Source organism: Citrobacter sp. EC_71, from assembly GCF_019584005.1.
Classification (GTDB): Bacteria; Pseudomonadota; Gammaproteobacteria; order Enterobacterales; family Enterobacteriaceae; genus Citrobacter; species Citrobacter werkmanii.
This window is the reverse complement of sequence record NZ_VDAY01000003.1, coordinates 297,891-315,243: the sequence shown is the minus strand read 5'-3', so window position 1 is coordinate 315,243 and position 17,353 is coordinate 297,891. Positions and strand designations below refer to the sequence as shown.

The window sequence follows — 17,353 nt, the reverse complement described above, 5'->3', positions numbered from 1 at the left end:
CGCTCAATGTGGCAGTTACTGAAAAAGGTCCGCCATTTTATGGAAACCGCCAGCCCATTCCCCGGAGGAAAACATGGCCAGGCAAAAGTGTAGCGGTATTAGGCGCAGCTATTTAGATCACGGGATCCCTTTATTGGATAAAATGAAGAAAGTGGATGTCTCCCTTGACGATATATTAGTCGCTGCCCGACAAAATCAGGGGATTACCGAATCAAGTAAAATTAAGTATGCCATTCTGGAACGCAACGGACATATTTCTGTTATTCCTGAAGAGAATTAGCGAGGCGGTAATGAATACGGAGAACAATGACGCAAAAACAGTCTGAACTGACGAAACGGGTCGCAAACACGCTTGTTGGTAGCGATTTAACGTTGACTACCGCAGAATCCTGTACAGGAGGAAAGCTGGCCGCCGCGCTTTGTGCACAGGCGGATACCGCAGAATTTTATGATATTGGTGTTATTACCTTTAGCGATCGTGCCAAGCAGAAAATGCTTGGCGTGCGGGCCAGTACGCTGGAAAAATATAGCGCCGTTAGTGAACAAACGGTTAGTGAGATGTCTGTAGGGATACGTGAGCGAGCCGGAACCGATATCAGCATAGCCATTAGTGGATATGCGGGGCCGGAGGGTGGGGAGGATGGTACTCCCGCAGGAACGGTGTGGTTTGCGTGGAATTTCCGCGGGCAGATAATAACAAAACGGGAGTATTTTTCCGGGGATTGCCAGGACGTCATTGAAAAGGCGGTGCGTTTTAGCCTGGCGGTATTGATTGAAGAAGTTTCAGCCTGGAAGAACAAATAAATAAACCAGGAAATATCCGAGGAAATATCTTCACGCTATGTGAAGTTGTCATCGTGAGAACCAGGTTAATATTAGGCAAAAATTAAGTGTTGGGTAAATTATAAAGGTCATGTCATTCATTTTGTTCTACGCTTATTAGTCTTTGCGATGAATGATGACTCATGAGAGGTGATTGAATGACTGACCTAAATAAAGGAAAACAGACCACCAATAAAACTAATTCAGAGCGTTTTCCTCAGCCGCCTTTTCCACATCAAAAACAACCTTTTCCGGGACTCGCCGGAAAAATGCAACCGCGTCCCGATCATGGCGAAGAAAGCTATCAGGGAAGCGGCAGGTTAAATGGTCGCAAGGTATTAATTACCGGTGGTGATTCAGGTATTGGGCGTGCTGTTGCCATTGCATATGCCCGCGAAGGCGCCGATGTCGCGATTAATTATTTACCTGAAGAAGAGGACGATGCGCGTGAGGTTGTCGAATTGATAAAAAAAGCTGGGAGAAAAGTTGCGGCGATTCCCGGTGATATTCGTGACGAAACTTTTTGTAACCATCTGGTAAAACAGGCGGTAGACGCCCTGGGAGGGTTGGATATCCTGGTGAATAACGCCGGTCGTCAGCAATTTTGTGAATCGATCGAAGAACTCACCACAGAAGAATTTGATGCGACATTCAAGACCAATGTCTACGCCATGTTTTGGATCACCAAGGCGGCTATTCCCCATTTCTCGCGAGATAGCGTGATTATTAACACCTCGTCGGTACAGGCTTATGAGCCAAGTGAGATCCTGCTTGATTATGCTCAGACCAAGGCGGCGATAGTGGCATTTACTAAATCGCTGGCTAAACAACTGGCCCCCAAAGGGATCCGTGTAAATGCTGTCGCGCCTGGGCCGTACTGGACGGTATTGCAGTGTTGCGGTGGCCAACCACAGGAAAAAATTGAGAAATTTGGCGCCAATGAGCCACTCGGTCGTCCAGGCCAACCGGTAGAAATTGCTCCGCTGTATGTCACTTTAGCGGCTGAAGAGAATAGCTATACATCCGGTCAGGTATGGTGTTCTGACGGGGGGACCGGAACCCTCTGACGTCTATGTTCGCTGAGTCGAAACGTCTGCTGGGGAAAACCAGCGCGGACAATACTGTATAAGGGCAGGGGGCGGCATGTACCGCTCCCTGAATATTAACCAATGACAGCGATGCCAAGACGTTCCAGGATCAACGATGCCTGGTAGCTGTCCAGTTTAACGCCTTGCAAATCAACACCCCGGACATCGAGATCGCCCAGTTCTGAATTGGTCAAATCACAGTGCGTAAAGTTTGCTGCCCGCCAGTCGAACGATGAAAACTCGCCGCCAGAGAGGTCCGATCCACTGAACGTTGCGCCAAGTACTTGAGTACCCATCCAGCGGTTTTCCCACAGCTCGCACTTTTCCAGTACGACTTTTGAAAAGTTGGCGTAGCTTAAGTTGGTATTGGTGATATAGGCGCTACAAAACCAGGTGAGTGTGGTAATCATATTCATAAAGCTTGCGCCGCGAAAATCTGAACCTTGTGCACGGCAGTGGCGAATTTCGATTCCCAGCGCACTCACATTTCTGAAATCCGCCATGGAGAGATCGCAACTTTTGAAAATGGCATCTTTCAGGATAGCGCGGCTAAAATTACACCCTTTCTGGCTCTCTCGATCATAAAATTGGCAGCCAATAAACTCAGTACCGCTAAGGTCGGCACCCGAAAAATCACAGTTGAAAAATGTGCTATTTTCGACTTTCTCACCGGTGAACCTGTTTCTGTCAATTTTTTCGCCAACTAACGCCAGAGTCATCATGATTAACCTGTTTTTTTATACAGTGATTGCAACATGGTAAACTGTTTTGACCCTCGCGTCCAACGTCTGCTCCTGTACGCTAAATTTGGTGTTTCTTGAGTAACGCACGGAGCTGATGGTAGGTCAGACCTAATAATTCAGCGGCTTTTTTCTGATTAAATTTCGCCTGCTGTAAGCTGGTTTGCAAAAATTCCTTCTCCTGCTGCTGTTGGAACTCACGCAGATCCAGCGGTAAGGCTACTGATGTGTGTCTGGTTTCTTGCACCAGCGGCGGTCCGGCGTGACGCCTGAATGGGTCAATCACAATCTCATTCAGCGGGTAATCGCTGGTTCCGTGTCGGTAAACCGAACGCTCCACGACGTTTTTCAGCTCACGAATATTGCCCGGCCAACGGTAGTGGAGGAGCGTTTCTTTGGCCTCGTTGGTGAACCCTGGAAACAACGGTAACCCGATCTCACGGCACATCTGAATGGCAAAATGTTCAGCCATTAACATGATATCGCTTTGACGTTCGCGTAACGGTGGGAGTTGCACCACATCAAAAGCCAGACGATCCAGCAGGTCGGCGCGGAACGTGCCTTCACTCACCATGCGCGGCAGGTCGGCATTGGTTGCACAAACCAGTCGTACGTTGACCTGCAGCGGCTGGCTACCGCCTACGCGTTCCAGCTCTCCGTACTCAATAACGCGCAGCAGTTTTTCCTGTACCAGCATCGGGGCGGTCGCCAGTTCATCAAGAAACAGCGTGCCGCCATCGGCGCGCTCGAAACGACCCGGATGACGTTTCTGTGCGCCAGTAAAGGCGCCAGCTTCGTGACCGAAGAGTTCAGAATCGAGTAAATTTTCGTTGAGCGCCGCGCAGTTAAGTGAAATAAACGGGCCTTGCCAGCGGGTGGAGAGATAGTGCAGGCGGTTGGCGATAAGCTCTTTCCCCGTACCGCGTTCCCCAATGACCAGCACAGGTTTATCCAGCGGCGCGAGATGAGAAACCTGCTCCAGAACTTCAATAAAGCTGTTCGCTTCGCCCAGAAGATTATCTTTGTATCCTGCCATGATGAAATTCACCATTTTTTAGTGTTATTCACCAATTTACCCTATTTATCCCGGCAGGTAAAATTGGATATTTTCAAATAATTCAATGAATTAAAAAGTTGGCATGCGAAGTGCATTAGAACAGCAGCAGGGCATTGCCCGATATCAGAACAGTAAGTGAGGATTACATTATGGGTATTTTTTCTCGTTTTGCCGACATCGTGAACGCCAACATTAATGCGTTGCTGGAAAAGGCTGAAGATCCGCAGAAGCTGGTGCGGTTGATGATCCAGGAAATGGAAGACACGCTGGTTGAGGTGCGCTCCAACTCCGCACGCGCTCTGGCAGAAAAGAAACAGTTATCGCGTCGTATCGAACAGGCCAGCGCCCAACAGGCAGAGTGGCAGGAAAAAGCAGAGCTGGCGCTGCGTAAAGAAAAAGAAGATTTGGCGCGTTCTGCGTTAATCGAAAAACAGAAACTGACTGATCTGATTGCCTCGCTGGAGCATGAGGTGACGCTGGTTGACGATACGCTGGCGCGTATGAAAAAAGAGATCGGTGAGCTGGAAAACAAACTTAGTGAAACCCGTGCTCGTCAGCAGGCGTTGATGCTGCGCCATCAGGCGGCGAGTTCTTCCCGTGATGTTCGTCGTCAACTGGACAGCGGCAAACTGGATGAAGCGATGGCGCGCTTTGAATCTTTTGAGCGCCGTATCGATCAGATGGAAGCTGAAGCTGAAAGCCATAACTTCGGTAAGCAGAAGTCTCTGGATCAGCAATTTGCTGACCTGAAAGCAGATGATGAAATCAGCGAGCAGTTGGCGCAATTGAAAGCCAAAATGCAGCAAGACAAGCAATAATAATATCTGGCGGTGCCCGAACGCGCCGCCGCTCATCACCTGTAAGGAGTACTCATGAGCGCGCTATTTCTGGCCATCCCGTTAACCATCTTTGTGCTTTTCGTCTTACCGATTTGGCTCTGGCTGCATTACAGCAATCGTTCCAGTCGCGGCGAGCTGGCGCAAAGTGAACAACAGCGTCTGATAGAACTTAACCAGGACGCACAGCGGATGCGTGAGCGCATTCAAGCGCTGGAAGACATCCTTGATGCTGAACATCCAAACTGGAGGGACCGCTAATGGGGGGCGTTAATCTGAATAAAAAACTGTGGCGTATACCGCAGCAGGGCATGGTGAAAGGGGTTTGCGCGGGTATTGCGCATTATCTCGATGTTCCTGTGAAACTGGTGCGGATCCTGGTGGTACTGTCCATCTTTTTTGGTCTGGCCTTTTTCACCTTTGTCGCCTACATCGTACTGACGTTTGTGTTGGATCCGATGCCGGACAACGTGGTTTCCGGAGATCAGCAGCCATCAAGCGGTGAGTTGTTGGATGCTGTCGATCGTGAGCTGGCCGCAAGTGAAAAGCGTTTGCGTGAGATGGAGCGTTATGTGACGTCTGATACCTTCACTTTACGCAGCCGCTTCCGCCAATTGTGAGGTTAGAAATGAATAATCGCTGGCAACGTGTCGGGCAAAGGGTTAAGCCGGGCTTTAAAATAGCAGGTAAGCTGGTGCTACTGACTGCGCTGCGCTATGGCCCGGCTGGGGTAGTAGGGTGGGCGGTGAAGTCCGTGGCCCGACGTCCGCTAAAAATGTTGCTGGCGTTAGTACTGGAACCTTTGTTGAGCCGGGCAGCGACAAAATTGTCGAAACGCTATTCAGGTAATCAACCCTGATATCTGAAACAACAAAAGCAAGCAACAATTAGTCAACATTCCCTCAGTTAATTTGCGGCAGCTCACAAATACGATTTTTTGGCTGCCAAAATTCTTTTATAACCCCCCTCCAGGTCACCTCAGCTGATTGACAGCTTATTTCCGGCAGAGTAGTCTCTTGCGTCATGGGACCGCTACCACGAGAAATGAAGGTGAACCAAAAAATCCAAAAATGTCTGAGTGAAGTCTATGGCGACACATTTTCTTCACTTCACTATGAAGCGCTGGTTGCGCGTTTAGAAAAAGCACAAAAATTAATTAAAAAAAACCGTAAAGCGCATTGGGATGAGGGCGATGTTGTTCTGATCACTTACGCCGATCAATTTTACGCGGAAGATAAAAAACCGCTGCCAACGTTTAATCAGTTTTATCATGAATGGCTTAAGTCGATATTTTCTCATGTGCACCTGTTGCCATTTTATCCGTGGTCATCGGATGATGGTTTTTCAGTAATTAATTACTATCAGGTTGCCGAAGAAACCGGTGACTGGAATGATATTAAGCAATTAGCTGAATCCAGTCGACTGATGTTTGATTTTGTTTGTAACCATATGTCAGCTAAAAGCGAATGGTTTAATAACTATTTGCAACAGCTTGACGGTTATGAAGATTTCTTTATTGCGATGGATCCTGATACGGACCTGAGCAACGTCACGCGCCCGCGCGCATTACCGTTACTGACCCCGTTTACGCTGAAAGATAATACAGTGCGTCATCTCTGGACGACGTTCAGCGACGACCAGATCGATCTCAACTATGCCAATCCATTAGTATTACTGGCGATGATCGATGTACTACTGAGTTACCTGGAGCAGGGCGCTGATTATGTCCGCCTGGATGCGGTTGGTTTTATGTGGAAAGAGCCAGGGACAACCTGTATTCACCTGGAAAAAACGCATCAGCTTATCAAACTGTTCCGCGCTATTGCTGACTGCGCGGCACCGGGTACAGCGATCATTACTGAAACGAACGTTCCGCATAAGGATAACATTTCCTATTACGGTAATGGCCGCGATGAGGCTCACATGGTGTACCAGTTCTCGCTGCCGCCGCTGGTGCTGCATGCGGTACAACGCCAGGATACAACGACATTGTGTCAGTGGGCGCAATCACTGGAACTGCCATCGACTGAGACCACATGGTTTAATTTCCTCGCATCGCATGACGGAATTGGCCTCAACCCGTTACGGGGCCTGTTACCTGAAGATGAAATCATGCGACTGGTGACGGAATTACAACAAGATGGCGCCTTGGTTAACTGGAAGAATAATCCTGATGGTAGTCGAAGTCCGTATGAAATTAACGTCACGTATATGGATGCGTTAACGCCGGGTAATAGCAGTAATACTGAAAGATTTGCCCGCTTTATTCTCGCCCATGCCATTTTGCTGAGTTTTCCAGGCGTACCGGCGATTTACATTCAAAGTATCCTCGGGTCACGTAATGACTATAAAGGTGTGGAGGAACTGGGTTATAACCGGGCGATCAACCGTAAAAAATATCATATCAAACAAATAGAAACGGAACTGGCTGATGAAACCTGTTTGCGTCACGCCGTTTATCATGAGTTATCCCGATTGATTGTTCTACGACGTAATAACAAAGCATTCCATCCTGATAGTGATTTTAAGATTAACAGTGTTACACCGGTCGTTATGCAAATTAAGCGTACGGCAGAGACAGGCGAAGAAATTACCGGTTTATTTAATGTCAGCGGTCAGACGCAACCCATTAATATTGATATTGAAAATGGATTTGATTTGATTAGCGAAGAAAGTATTTCGGGTAAGGAATTAACACTACACGCCTGGCAGGTTATGTGGGTTAAGAAATAAAAAGGAACATTTCATGCTTAAAGCTAAAATTGTGCTGATTTCAGCACTGGTGTCCTGCGCCCTGGTTTCTGGGTGTAAGGATGATAAAAAATCCTCTGTCGCAATTGAATTTATGCACTCTTCTGTAGAGCAGGAGCGGCAGGCGGTTATTGCCAAACTGATTGAGCGCTTTGAAAAAGAGAACCCCGGTATCAGCGTCAAACAGGTTCCTGTTGAAGAGGATGCTTACAACACCAAAGTGATTACCCTCGCGCGTAGCGGTTCACTTCCGGAAGTTATTGAAACCAGCCATGACTACGCGAAAGTCATGGACAAAGAATCGCTTATCGATCGTAAAGCGGTGGCGCAGGTCATTAACGGTGTAGGTGAAGACGCGTTTTATGATGGCGTACTGCGTATTGTACGCACCGAAGATGGCTCTGCATGGACCGGGGTTCCGGTCAGCGCCTGGATTGGCGGGGTCTGGTATCGCAAAGATGTACTGGCAAAAGCAGGCCTTGAAGAACCGAAAGACTGGCAGCAATTGCTCGACGTGGCGCAAAAGCTAAACAATCCTGCCAGCAAAAAATATGGTATTGCGCTCCCTACGGCGGAAAGCGTATTGACCGAACAGTCCTTCTCCCAGTTCGCGCTTTCTAACCAGGCTAACGTTTTCGATGCGCAGGGAAAGATAACCCTTGATACGCCAGAGATGGCGCAGGCGCTGGAATACTATCGCTCGCTTGCGGCAAACACGATGCCGGGTTCTAACGACATCATGGAGGTCAAAGACGCTTTCATGAACGGCACTGCACCAATGGCTATTTATTCCACCTATATCCTCCCGGCGGTGATTAAGGAGGGGGATCCTCAAAATGTTGGCTTTATGGTACCGACGGAAAAAACCTCTGCTGTATATGGCATGTTGACGTCGCTGACCATAACCGCAGGACAAAAAACCGAAGAGACAGAAGCCGCAGAAAAATTTGTCACCTTTATGGAGCAGGCCGACAACATTGCTGACTGGGTAATGATGTCCCCAGGTGCCGCGCTCCCGGTTAATAAAGCGGTGGTGAACACCTCAACGTGGAAAGATAACGCCGTCATTAAAGCGCTGGGTGAGTTACCCAATCAGCTGATTGCCGAACTGCCGAATATTCAGGTCTTCGGCGCAGTCGGCGATAAGAACTTTACCCGCATGGGTGACGTTACGGGTTCCGGCGTCATAAGCACCATGGTGCACAACGTCACGGTAGGAAAAGCTGACCTTTCAACGACGATGAAGGCCAGCCAGACCAAACTGGATGACCTTGTTGAACAGCGCTAATGGGGAAATGGAAAGCCGTGATGAATAAGTTCTTTTCAGGTCGATCGGATATGCCATTTGCCATGCTGCTGCTGGCGCCCAGCTTACTCTTGTTGGGGGGGTTAGTTGCATGGCCGATGATATCTAACATCGAAATCAGCTTTATGCGTCTGCCGCTCAATCCGCAAATTGAGTCAACATTTGTCGGCCTGAGTAACTATATCCGTATCTTAACCGATCCCGGATTCTGGCATTCGCTGTGGATGACGGTCTGGTATACCGCGCTGGTTGTTGCCGGGAGCACGGTGCTGGGGCTGGGAGTGGCGATGTTTTTTAACCGTGAGTTTCCTCTGCGGAAAACGGCGCGCTCACTGGTGATCCTCTCTTACGTAACGCCATCTATTTCGCTGGTGTTTGCCTGGAAATACATGTTCAACAACGGCTACGGCATTGTGAACTATCTCGGCGTGGATCTGCTGCATCTGTTTGAGCAGGCGCCGTTATGGTTCGACAATCCAGGCAGCAGCTTCGCACTGGTCGTGCTGTTCGCCATCTGGCGCTACTTTCCGTATGCCTTTATCTCGTTTCTGGCGATTTTACAGACTATTGATAAATCGCTGTATGAAGCGGCGGAAATGGATGGCGCGAACGCCTGGCAACGGTTTCGTATCGTCACGCTGCCAGCGATCATGCCGGTGCTGGCGACCGTAGTCACGCTGCGTACGATCTGGATGTTCTATATGTTCGCCGATGTTTATCTGCTGACCACTAAAGTCGATATTCTCGGGGTCTATCTCTATAAAACAGCGTTTGCATTTAATGACTTAGGCAAAGCGGCCGCTATTTCTGTCGTCCTCTTCGTCATCATTTTCGCTGTTATCCTGCTGACCAGAAAACGGGTGAACCTCAATGGCAACAAATAAACGCACGCTTGGCCGCATCGGCTTTTACTGTGGATTAATTGTCTTCCTGGGCATCACGTTATTTCCGTTTTTTGTGATGCTGATGACCTCATTCAAAAGCGCAAAAGAGGCGATCTCGCTGCATCCCACGCTGTTACCTCAGCAATGGACGCTGGAACATTACATCGACATTTTTAACCCGATGATCTTCCCATTTGTTGACTACTTCCGTAATAGCCTGGTGGTATCGGTCACGTCATCGGTGGTGGCGGTGTTTCTCGGCGTGCTTGGGGCGTATGCGCTTTCCCGTCTGCGTTTTAAGGGACGGATGACCATCAATGCCAGTTTTTACACGGTGTACATGTTTTCGGGGATTTTGCTGGTAGTGCCGCTTTTCAAAATCATTACGGCCCTCGGCATTTATGATACCGAAATGGCGTTGATTATCACCATGGTGACCCAAACGCTGCCGACAGCCGTGTTTATGCTGAAAAGCTACTTCGACACCATTCCGGATGAGATAGAAGAGGCCGCGATGATGGATGGATTAAATCGTCTGCAAATTATCTTTCGCATCACCGTGCCGTTGGCCATGTCCGGTCTGGTTTCAGTCTTTGTGTACTGCTTTATGGTTGCGTGGAATGACTATCTGTTCGCCTCGATTTTCCTCTCCAGCGCCAGCAATTTCACATTACCGGTCGGTCTGAACGCGCTGTTCAGTACGCCTGACTATATCTGGGGACGCATGATGGCCGCATCGTTAGTCACCGCATTGCCGGTGGTCATTATGTATGCGCTTTCCGAACGTTTTATTAAGAGTGGTTTGACCGCAGGCGGCGTGAAAGGCTAAGCGGCCAGTTTAATTAAGGAGTTGTAAATGAAGAAGTTAGTTGCCACCGAACCGCGTGTTGCAGCGCTGGTTGAATATGAAGACAGAACAGTTTCCGCCAACGAAGTGAAAGTCCGCGTACGTTTTGGCGCACCGAAACATGGCACCGAAGTGGTCGATTTTCGCGCTGCCAGTCCGTTTATTGATGAAGATTTTAACGGCGAATGGCAAATGTTTATGCCGCGTCCGAAAGGGGCGCCGCGCGGAATTGAGTTCGGTAAGTTCCAGCTTGGCAACATGGTGGTGGGCGATGTCATTGAGTGTGGTAGCGATGTGACCGATTACGCCGTCGGCGATTCTGTATGCGGCTACGGCCCACTGGCAGAAACGGTAATCTTTAACGCCGTAAACAACTACAAACTGCGCAAAATGCCAGAAGGTAGTTCGTGGAAAAATGCCGTGTGCTATGACCCTGCACAGTTCGCCATGAGCGGTGTGCGCGATGCCAATGTGCGCGTCGGCGACTTTGTGGTCATCGTCGGGTTAGGGGCAATTGGCCAGATCGCCGTACAACTGGCTAAGAAAGCGGGTGCGTCAGTGGTTATTGGCGTGGATCCGATTGCCCATCGTTGTGATATCGCGCGTCGCCATGGGGCTGATTTCTGTCTGGATCCGATTGGCACCGACGTGGGCATGGAAATTAAAAAACTGACCGGCAAACAGGGCGCGGATGTGATTATCGAAACCAGCGGCTATGCGGATGCGCTGCAATCGGCGCTACGCGGTCTGGCCTATGGCGGAACCATCTCCTATGTCGCCTTCGCAAAACCTTTTGCTGAAGGGTTTAACTTGGGCCGTGAAGCGCACTTCAACAACGCCAAAATCGTCTTCTCCCGGGCCTGCAGTGAACCAAATCCAGATTATCCGCGCTGGAGCCGCAAGCGCATTGAGGAGACCTGCTGGGAACTGTTGATGAACGGTTATCTGAACTGTGAAGAGCTTATCGATCCGGTAGTCACCTTCGCCAGCAGCCCGGAAAGCTATATGCAGTATGTCGATCGCCATCCGGAACAGAGCATCAAAATGGGCGTGACGTTTTAATTAAGGAATACAGAAAATGAAAATCGGAACACAGAATCAGGCTTTTTTCCCGGAAAATATTCTCGAGAAATTCCGTTACATCAAAGAGATGGGTTTTGATGGTTTTGAAATTGACGGCAAATTGCTGGTCAACAATCTTGAGGAAGTGAAAGCGGCGATCAAAGAAACGGGTCTGCCTGTTACCACCGTCTGCGGGGGGTATGACGGTTGGATCGGTGATTTTATCGAAGAACGTCGTTTGAATGGTTTACAGCAGATTACCCGCATTCTCGAAGCGCTGTCCGAAGTAGGCGGGCAAGGCATTATTGTCCCTGCCGCCTGGGGCATGTTTACCTTCCGCCTACCGCCGATGACCTCTCCGCGTAGTCTGGAAGGCGATCGTAAAGCCGTCAGTGATTCATTGATTTATCTCGATAAAGTTGCCGAGCGTACGGGGACGGTGGTGTATCTTGAGCCGCTCAACCGATATCAGGATCATATGATCAACACCCTGGCGGATGCTCGCCGCTATATCGTGGAAAACAACCTGAAGCATGTGCAAATCATTGGTGATTTTTACCATATGAATATCGAAGAAGACGATATGGCACAGGCGCTGCATGACAATCGCGATCTGTTGGGACACGTGCATATTGCGGATAACCATCGTTATCAGCCGGGGAGCGGTACGCTGGATTTCTCTGCGCTTTTTGACCAACTGCGTGAAGATAATTATCAGGGCTATGTAGTGTATGAAGGGCGCGTACGGGCGGAGAACCTGCCGGAAGCATACCGTCAGTCGCTGGCCTGGCTGCGTACCTGCTAAGAGGATTTCCGTGAAAAGTGCACTGACAAGCGCTCCGCTACGTGTCGCCATTATCGGCGCCGGGCAGGTCGCGGATAAAGTTCATGCTTCGTACTACTGCACCCGCAACGATCTGGAACTGGTGGCTGTCTGTGACAGCCGCCTGTCACAGGCGCAGGTGCTGGCAGAGAAATACGGTAATCCGCAGGTTTGGGATGATCCTCAGACGATGTTACGCGAGGCTAAGCCAGATATCGTCAGCATCTGTTCGCCCAATCGTTTTCATTATGAACACACCATGTTGGCGCTGAACGCTGGCTGCCATGTGATGTGCGAAAAGCCCCCGGCTATGACGCCAGACGAGGCGCTGGAGATGTGTCAAACGGCGCGGCGTATGGGGAAGGTACTGGCTTATGATTTTCATCATCGTTTCGCACTGGATACACAATTGCTTCGCGAACAGGTAATGAGCGGCGTGCTGGGTGAAATCTATGTCACTAATGTCCGCGCCTTGCGCCGCTGCGGCGTACCCGGCTGGGGTGTTTTTACCAACAAGGAACTGCAGGGCGGCGGGCCGCTGATTGATATCGGTATCCATATGCTTGATGCCGCGATGTATGTGTTGGGCTTCCCGGCGGTAAAGCGCGTTAACGCGCACAGCTATCAACGTATTGGTACGCGTAAGAACAGCGGCCAGTTTGGGGAATGGGATCCCGCGACGTACACCGTTGAGGATTCTCTGTTCGGCACGATCGAATTTCATAACGGCGGGATCCTGCGCCTTGAGACCTCTTTCGCGCTGAATATTCCTGAACAATCGATTATGAACGTCAATTTCTGTGGCGATCTTGCCGGGGCGACTTTATTTCCGGCGCAGGTCTATACCGATCGTGACGGAACGCTGGATGTGCTGTTCCAGCGCGAAATAGCCGATGACAATCGTCACTTTCGCAGCATGGAGTCTTTCGTAAATCACGTACAGGGCGAGCCTGTCGCTATTGCGGACGCAGAGCAGGGCGTCGTTATTCAACAACTGGTTGCCGCACTGTATGAATCGGCTGAAACAGGAACATATGTAGACTTATGACGAAGCCAGTAATGCTAACCGAACCGGCTTTTTGCCCACACAGTCTGAATAAATTCGCTTCACTCATGACGACCGGCAACGGTTATATGGGAATTCGCGCCAGCCATGAAGAAGCCTACACTTTACAGACTCGCGGCATGTATATTGCGGGACTGTATCATCGGGCAGGGAAAGGCGAAATTAATGAACTGGTTAATCTGCCGGATGTCGTGGGCGTGGAGATTACGCTTAATGGCGAGATTTTCTCGCTAACCAGCGGCGTGATTGAGAGCTGGCACCGAGAACTGGATTTTACCAGCGGTGAATTACGCCGTGCCCTGGTCTGGCGAGCGCCTGGCGGTGCACGTTTCGCTATTGAGAGTCGGCGGTTTGTCTCGGCGCAACAACTGCCGCTGTTTGCTATGGAAGTTGCTGTTACCCCATTGGGTGGTGATGCCTTCATTGGCATCTCAACCGGGATTGATGCCACGCTCACCAATCACGGACGTCAGCATCTGGATGAAACGCAGGTCCGGGTATTTGGTCAGCATCTTCTGCAAGGCATTTACACCACCCAGGACAATCGCAACGATATCGCGATCACGACGTTTTGCGACGTAGACGGTGCGGCGCAGCGCTGCTTCACCGCGAAAGAACGTCGGTTGTTACAACACAATAGCGTGCAGGCAAAAACCGGACAACGCGTTACGCTGACGAAAATTAGCTGGATCGACTGGGCGAGCGAGCGCAGCCTGTCGCTGGAAACCTGGGGACGCCAGTCGCTGCGTAATCTGGAAGCGTGCGCCCAGCAGGGATATGACGCGCTGCTGGCGGAATCGACCGCCAACTGGCATGCCTGGTGGCAAAGCCATCGTGTTCAGGTCACCAGTAATGATATGAGCGATCAGCGAGCGCTGGATTATGCTCTCTATCATTTGCGTGTAATGACGCCAGATCACGATGAGCGCAGCAGTATTGCGGCGAAAGGTCTGACGGGAGAAGGGTATAAAGGCCACGTTTTCTGGGATACCGAGGTCTTTCTGTTACCGTTCCATCTCTTCACCGAGCCGAAAACCGCAAGAAGTTTATTGCGTTACCGCTGGCATAATTTGTCGGGCGCGCGTGAGAAAGCCCGCCGCAACGGTTGGCAGGGGGCGCTGTTTCCCTGGGAGAGCGCGCGCAGCGGTGAGGAAGAGACGCCTGAATTCGCGGCGATCAACATTCGTACCGGGCTGCGGCAGAAAGTGGCCTCCGCACAGGCTGAGCATCATCTCGTGGCGGATATTGCCTGGGCGGTGATCAATTACTGGCATGCCACCGGGGATATGAACTTTATGTCCCGTGAAGGTATAACGCTGCTTCTGGAAACAGCAAAGTTCTGGATCAGCAGAGCCGTTATGGTTAATGACCGTTTAGAGATCCACGATGTTATTGGCCCGGATGAATACACCGAGCATGTGAACAATAATGCGTTCACCAACTACATGGCCTGGTACAACGTGGAGCAGGCGTTGGATTTTGCGCGTCGCCTGGGCTGTAACGATGAGACCTTTATTCATCGTGCTGAGCATTTTTTACGCCATCTCTGGCGTCCGGAAGCGTTGTCCGATGGTGTGTTACCTCAGGATGACACCTTCCTGAGCAAACCGGTTATCGATCTGTCCAGTTACAAAGCGAAAGCGGGCAAGCAGACGATTTTGCTCGATTACTCCCGCGCAGAGGTCAATGAGATGCAAATTCTCAAACAGGCCGATGTGGTGATGCTGACCTATATGCTGCCGGAGCAATTTACCCCGCAAACCTGTCTGGCGAACCTGTGGTTTTACGAACCGCGCACCATTCATGACTCGTCTTTGAGTAAGGCTATCCATGGGATTGTGGCAGCGCGTTGTGGTGATTCAGAGCAGGGATATCGCTTCTGGCGTGAAGGATCGCTTATCGATCTTGGTGACGATCCACATAGCTGTGATGACGGTATTCACGCAGCGGCGACGGGGGCCATCTGGCTGGGCGCAATCCAGGGATTTGCCGGCGTGAATGTTCGCCACGGGGAGTTACATTTTGCCCCTGCATTACCTGACCATTGGAAAACTCTGTCTTTCCCACTGCGTTGGCAGGGCGTTGATATGCAGGTCACTATCAATAAAGCTGAAATCCGCATTAGCACCACTGAGCGTATTACCTTGTGGGTTAATGGCGAAAAGATCGCCGTCCAGGGGGCGTCAGCGATTACTTATGACGGTGTTATTACGTCTATTTATGGGACCGCTACCACAAAAAGGGATGATGAATGATACTCAAACCACAGGCCATCATTTTTGATTTGGACGGCGTGATTACCGATACCGCACATTTGCATTTTCTGGCATGGCGGCAGGTAGCCAACGAAGTAGGGATTGCGATCGACGAAGCATTTAATGACAGCCTGAAAGGGATTAGTCGCAGCGAATCACTGCAGCGTATTTTGCACCACGGCGGGAAGGCGGGGGAGTTTACTCCGGAGACTTGCGCACAATTGGCTGAGAGAAAGAACCGGCTGTACGTCCATTCTTTGCGCCAGTTAACGGTCGACTCAGTATTGCCTGGGATTCGCGAGCTGTTAATGACGTTACGGGAAGAGCGGATTCCGGTTGGGTTGGCCTCAGTGTCGCTCAATGCGCCCACTATTTTACAGGCGCTTGATCTTAGCGCTTGTTTTGACTTTTGTGCGGATGCAGCGCTGATAACCCATTCAAAACCGGATCCAGAGATATTTCTGGCGGCCTGTGCGGGGCTTGGCGTTGACCCGCAGCAGTGCATTGGCATAGAAGATGCACAAGCGGGCGTTGATGCGATCAACGCCTGCGGCATGCTCTCCGTTGGCATCGGTACGGGGCTGAACGGGGCAAACTTGCAACTTCCTTCAACCGAATTTTTGACGTGGCCGTGCTTATCGGCTTTCTGGCAACACGACAAGTAAAGGATTCAACATGGCACAGCTTTCGTTGCAGCATATTCAAAAAATTTACGACAACCAGGTCCACGTCGTAAAAGACTTCAATCTGGAAATCGAAGACAAAGAGTTTATTGTTTTTGTTGGGCCTTCCGGTTGCGGGAAGTCAACGACGTTGCGCATGATCGCCGGTCTGGAAGAGATCAGCGGCGGCGATCTGCTGATTGACGGTAAACGGATGAATGATGTGCCGGCGAAATCGCGCAATATTGCGATGGTTTTTCAGAACTATGCGTTGTACCCGCACATGACCGTCTATGACAATATGGCGTTTGGCCTGAAGATGCAGAAAATTGCTCCGGCAGTGATCGAGGAGCGCGTCAACTGGGCGGCGCAAATCCTTGGCCTGCGCGATTATCTGCAGCGTAAGCCTGGCGCGTTATCTGGCGGTCAGCGTCAGCGCGTGGCGCTGGGACGTGCGATTGTTCGTGAGGCTGGGGTCTTCCTGATGGATGAGCCTTTATCGAATCTCGATGCCAAACTTCGCGTGCAGATGCGGGCAGAAATTAGCAAACTGCATCAGAAACTGAATACCACCATGATATATGTTACCCATGATCAAACCGAAGCCATGACGATGGCAACGCGTATTGTGATTATGAAGGATGGCATTGTTCAACAGGTTGGTGCACCTAAAACGGTTTATAACCACCCGGCAAATATGTTCGTCGCCGGATTTATTGGTTCACCGGCCATGAATTTTATTCGTGGCGCGATTGATGGTAATAAATTTGTTACCGAAACGCTGAAGTTAACCATTCCCGAGAATAAATTAGCACAGTTAAAAGCGCAGGGTTATGAGCATCAGGCCGTTATACTGGGTATTCGTCCTGAAGATATACATCCGCAGCTTAATAATGAAAATAATGTATCGGCAAAAATTAGTGTGGCAGAACTAACTGGCGCTGAGTTTATGCTTTATACCGTTATTGGGGGGCATGAGTTGGTGGTCCGTGCCGGGGCAGTGAATGATTATCACGCAGGAGAAAATATCACTATTCATTTTGATATGGCGAAATGCCATTTCTTTGATGCTGAAACTGAAGTGGCTATTCAATAAAATTCCGGGGGGGTAACCCCCCAAACCTTGGGGCATTTTTGCGAGTATTTTAACAAGG

At 50.1% G+C, this 17,353-nt stretch carries 18 protein-coding genes and 2 pseudogenes; 18 read left to right on the top strand and 2 right to left on the bottom strand.

Annotated elements, in window-relative coordinates:
• From FHD02_RS24335 to FHD02_RS05015, 4 genes and pseudogenes are all read left to right on the top strand, one after another.
• Positions 1 to 93: hypothetical protein (locus FHD02_RS24335; RefSeq protein WP_225623018.1), on the top strand; the 93-nt coding region annotated here is incomplete at its 5' end.
• 19 nt (positions 94 to 112) lie between these two features.
• Positions 113 to 280, top strand: a pseudogene (locus FHD02_RS05025) (YetF domain-containing protein); the annotation flags it as partial.
• 10 nt (positions 281 to 290) lie between these two features.
• Positions 291 to 804: pseudogene (locus FHD02_RS05020) on the top strand (2-oxo-tetronate isomerase).
• Positions 805 to 980: 176 nt separating this feature from the next.
• On the top strand, positions 981 to 1,889 hold the full coding sequence (locus tag FHD02_RS05015) for an SDR family oxidoreductase (protein ID WP_220393652.1): 909 nt from the start codon (positions 981 to 983) through the stop codon (positions 1,887 to 1,889).
• 95 nt (positions 1,890 to 1,984) lie between these two features.
• Here FHD02_RS05015 and FHD02_RS05010 read toward each other — a convergent pair whose 3' ends face one another.
• Together FHD02_RS05010 and pspF are read right to left on the bottom strand one after the other, a co-directional pair.
• On the bottom strand, positions 1,985 to 2,629 hold the full coding sequence (locus FHD02_RS05010) for a QnrB family quinolone resistance pentapeptide repeat protein (RefSeq protein ID WP_220393655.1): 645 nt from the start codon (positions 2,627 to 2,629) through the stop codon (positions 1,985 to 1,987).
• Positions 2,630 to 2,711: 82 nt separating this feature from the next.
• The gene (gene pspF / locus FHD02_RS05005) at positions 2,712 to 3,701 is read right to left on the bottom strand and encodes a phage shock protein operon transcriptional activator (RefSeq protein WP_220393651.1); all 990 of its coding nucleotides are present in this window, start codon (positions 3,699 to 3,701) and stop codon (positions 2,712 to 2,714) included.
• Positions 3,702 to 3,856: 155 nt separating this feature from the next.
• Here pspF and pspA point away from each other — a divergent pair, with 155 nt between their 5' ends.
• The 14 genes from pspA to FHD02_RS04935 all read left to right on the top strand — a co-directional run bounded on the left by pspA (position 3,857) and on the right by FHD02_RS04935 (position 17,295).
• A complete protein-coding gene (gene pspA / locus FHD02_RS05000) occupies positions 3,857 to 4,525 on the top strand; it encodes a phage shock protein PspA (protein ID WP_003020532.1) in 669 nt (222 codons plus the stop codon).
• Between the two features lie 54 nt (positions 4,526 to 4,579).
• Positions 4,580 to 4,804, top strand: a complete 225-nt coding sequence (pspB, locus tag FHD02_RS04995) for an envelope stress response membrane protein PspB (RefSeq protein WP_137370640.1) — start codon at positions 4,580 to 4,582, stop codon at positions 4,802 to 4,804.
• The gene (gene pspC / locus FHD02_RS04990; RefSeq protein WP_061381254.1) at positions 4,804 to 5,163 is read left to right on the top strand and encodes an envelope stress response membrane protein PspC; all 360 of its coding nucleotides are present in this window, start codon (positions 4,804 to 4,806) and stop codon (positions 5,161 to 5,163) included. The genes pspB and pspC overlap by 1 nt, the downstream gene beginning before the upstream one ends.
• 8 nt (positions 5,164 to 5,171) lie before the next feature.
• Complete coding sequence (pspD, locus tag FHD02_RS04985; RefSeq protein WP_220393650.1) at positions 5,172 to 5,402, top strand: phage shock protein PspD; 231 nt, start codon at positions 5,172 to 5,174, stop codon at positions 5,400 to 5,402.
• Between the two features lie 164 nt (positions 5,403 to 5,566).
• The gene (locus tag FHD02_RS04980; RefSeq protein ID WP_255597033.1) at positions 5,567 to 7,276 is read left to right on the top strand and encodes a sugar phosphorylase; all 1,710 of its coding nucleotides are present in this window, start codon (positions 5,567 to 5,569) and stop codon (positions 7,274 to 7,276) included.
• 13 nt (positions 7,277 to 7,289) lie between these two features.
• The gene (locus tag FHD02_RS04975) at positions 7,290 to 8,582 is read left to right on the top strand and encodes an ABC transporter substrate-binding protein (protein ID WP_042308124.1); all 1,293 of its coding nucleotides are present in this window, start codon (positions 7,290 to 7,292) and stop codon (positions 8,580 to 8,582) included.
• A 20-nt stretch (positions 8,583 to 8,602) separates the two neighbouring features.
• Positions 8,603 to 9,484 carry a carbohydrate ABC transporter permease gene (locus FHD02_RS04970; protein ID WP_220393648.1) on the top strand — a complete coding sequence of 294 codons (882 nt, stop codon included), beginning with the start codon at positions 8,603 to 8,605 and terminating at the stop codon, positions 9,482 to 9,484.
• Positions 9,471 to 10,313, top strand: coding sequence for a carbohydrate ABC transporter permease (locus FHD02_RS04965; protein WP_003020474.1), 843 nt, complete (start codon positions 9,471 to 9,473; stop codon positions 10,311 to 10,313). Before FHD02_RS04970 ends, FHD02_RS04965 begins: the two co-directional genes overlap by 14 nt.
• A gap of 27 nt (positions 10,314 to 10,340) precedes the next feature.
• The gene (locus FHD02_RS04960; RefSeq protein ID WP_137370642.1) at positions 10,341 to 11,393 is read left to right on the top strand and encodes a zinc-binding alcohol dehydrogenase; all 1,053 of its coding nucleotides are present in this window, start codon (positions 10,341 to 10,343) and stop codon (positions 11,391 to 11,393) included.
• A 16-nt stretch (positions 11,394 to 11,409) separates the two neighbouring features.
• Positions 11,410 to 12,198: a sugar phosphate isomerase/epimerase gene (locus FHD02_RS04955; protein WP_137370643.1), complete on the top strand. Its 789-nt coding sequence runs from the start codon at positions 11,410 to 11,412 to the stop codon at positions 12,196 to 12,198.
• Between the two features lie 10 nt (positions 12,199 to 12,208).
• Positions 12,209 to 13,264 (top strand): Gfo/Idh/MocA family protein, encoded by a 1,056-nt coding sequence (locus tag FHD02_RS04950; protein ID WP_061381259.1) that lies wholly within the window; start codon positions 12,209 to 12,211, stop codon positions 13,262 to 13,264.
• Positions 13,261 to 15,537 carry a glycoside hydrolase family 65 protein gene (locus tag FHD02_RS04945; RefSeq protein ID WP_220393647.1) on the top strand — a complete coding sequence of 759 codons (2,277 nt, stop codon included), beginning with the start codon at positions 13,261 to 13,263 and terminating at the stop codon, positions 15,535 to 15,537. The genes FHD02_RS04950 and FHD02_RS04945 overlap by 4 nt, the downstream gene beginning before the upstream one ends.
• Positions 15,534 to 16,202 (top strand): beta-phosphoglucomutase, encoded by a 669-nt coding sequence (gene pgmB / locus FHD02_RS04940; RefSeq protein ID WP_061381260.1) that lies wholly within the window; start codon positions 15,534 to 15,536, stop codon positions 16,200 to 16,202. The genes FHD02_RS04945 and pgmB overlap by 4 nt, the downstream gene beginning before the upstream one ends.
• 10 nt (positions 16,203 to 16,212) lie before the next feature.
• Positions 16,213 to 17,295 carry an ABC transporter ATP-binding protein gene (locus tag FHD02_RS04935; RefSeq protein WP_042308134.1) on the top strand — a complete coding sequence of 361 codons (1,083 nt, stop codon included), beginning with the start codon at positions 16,213 to 16,215 and terminating at the stop codon, positions 17,293 to 17,295.
• Positions 17,296 to 17,353 lie beyond the last annotated feature (58 nt).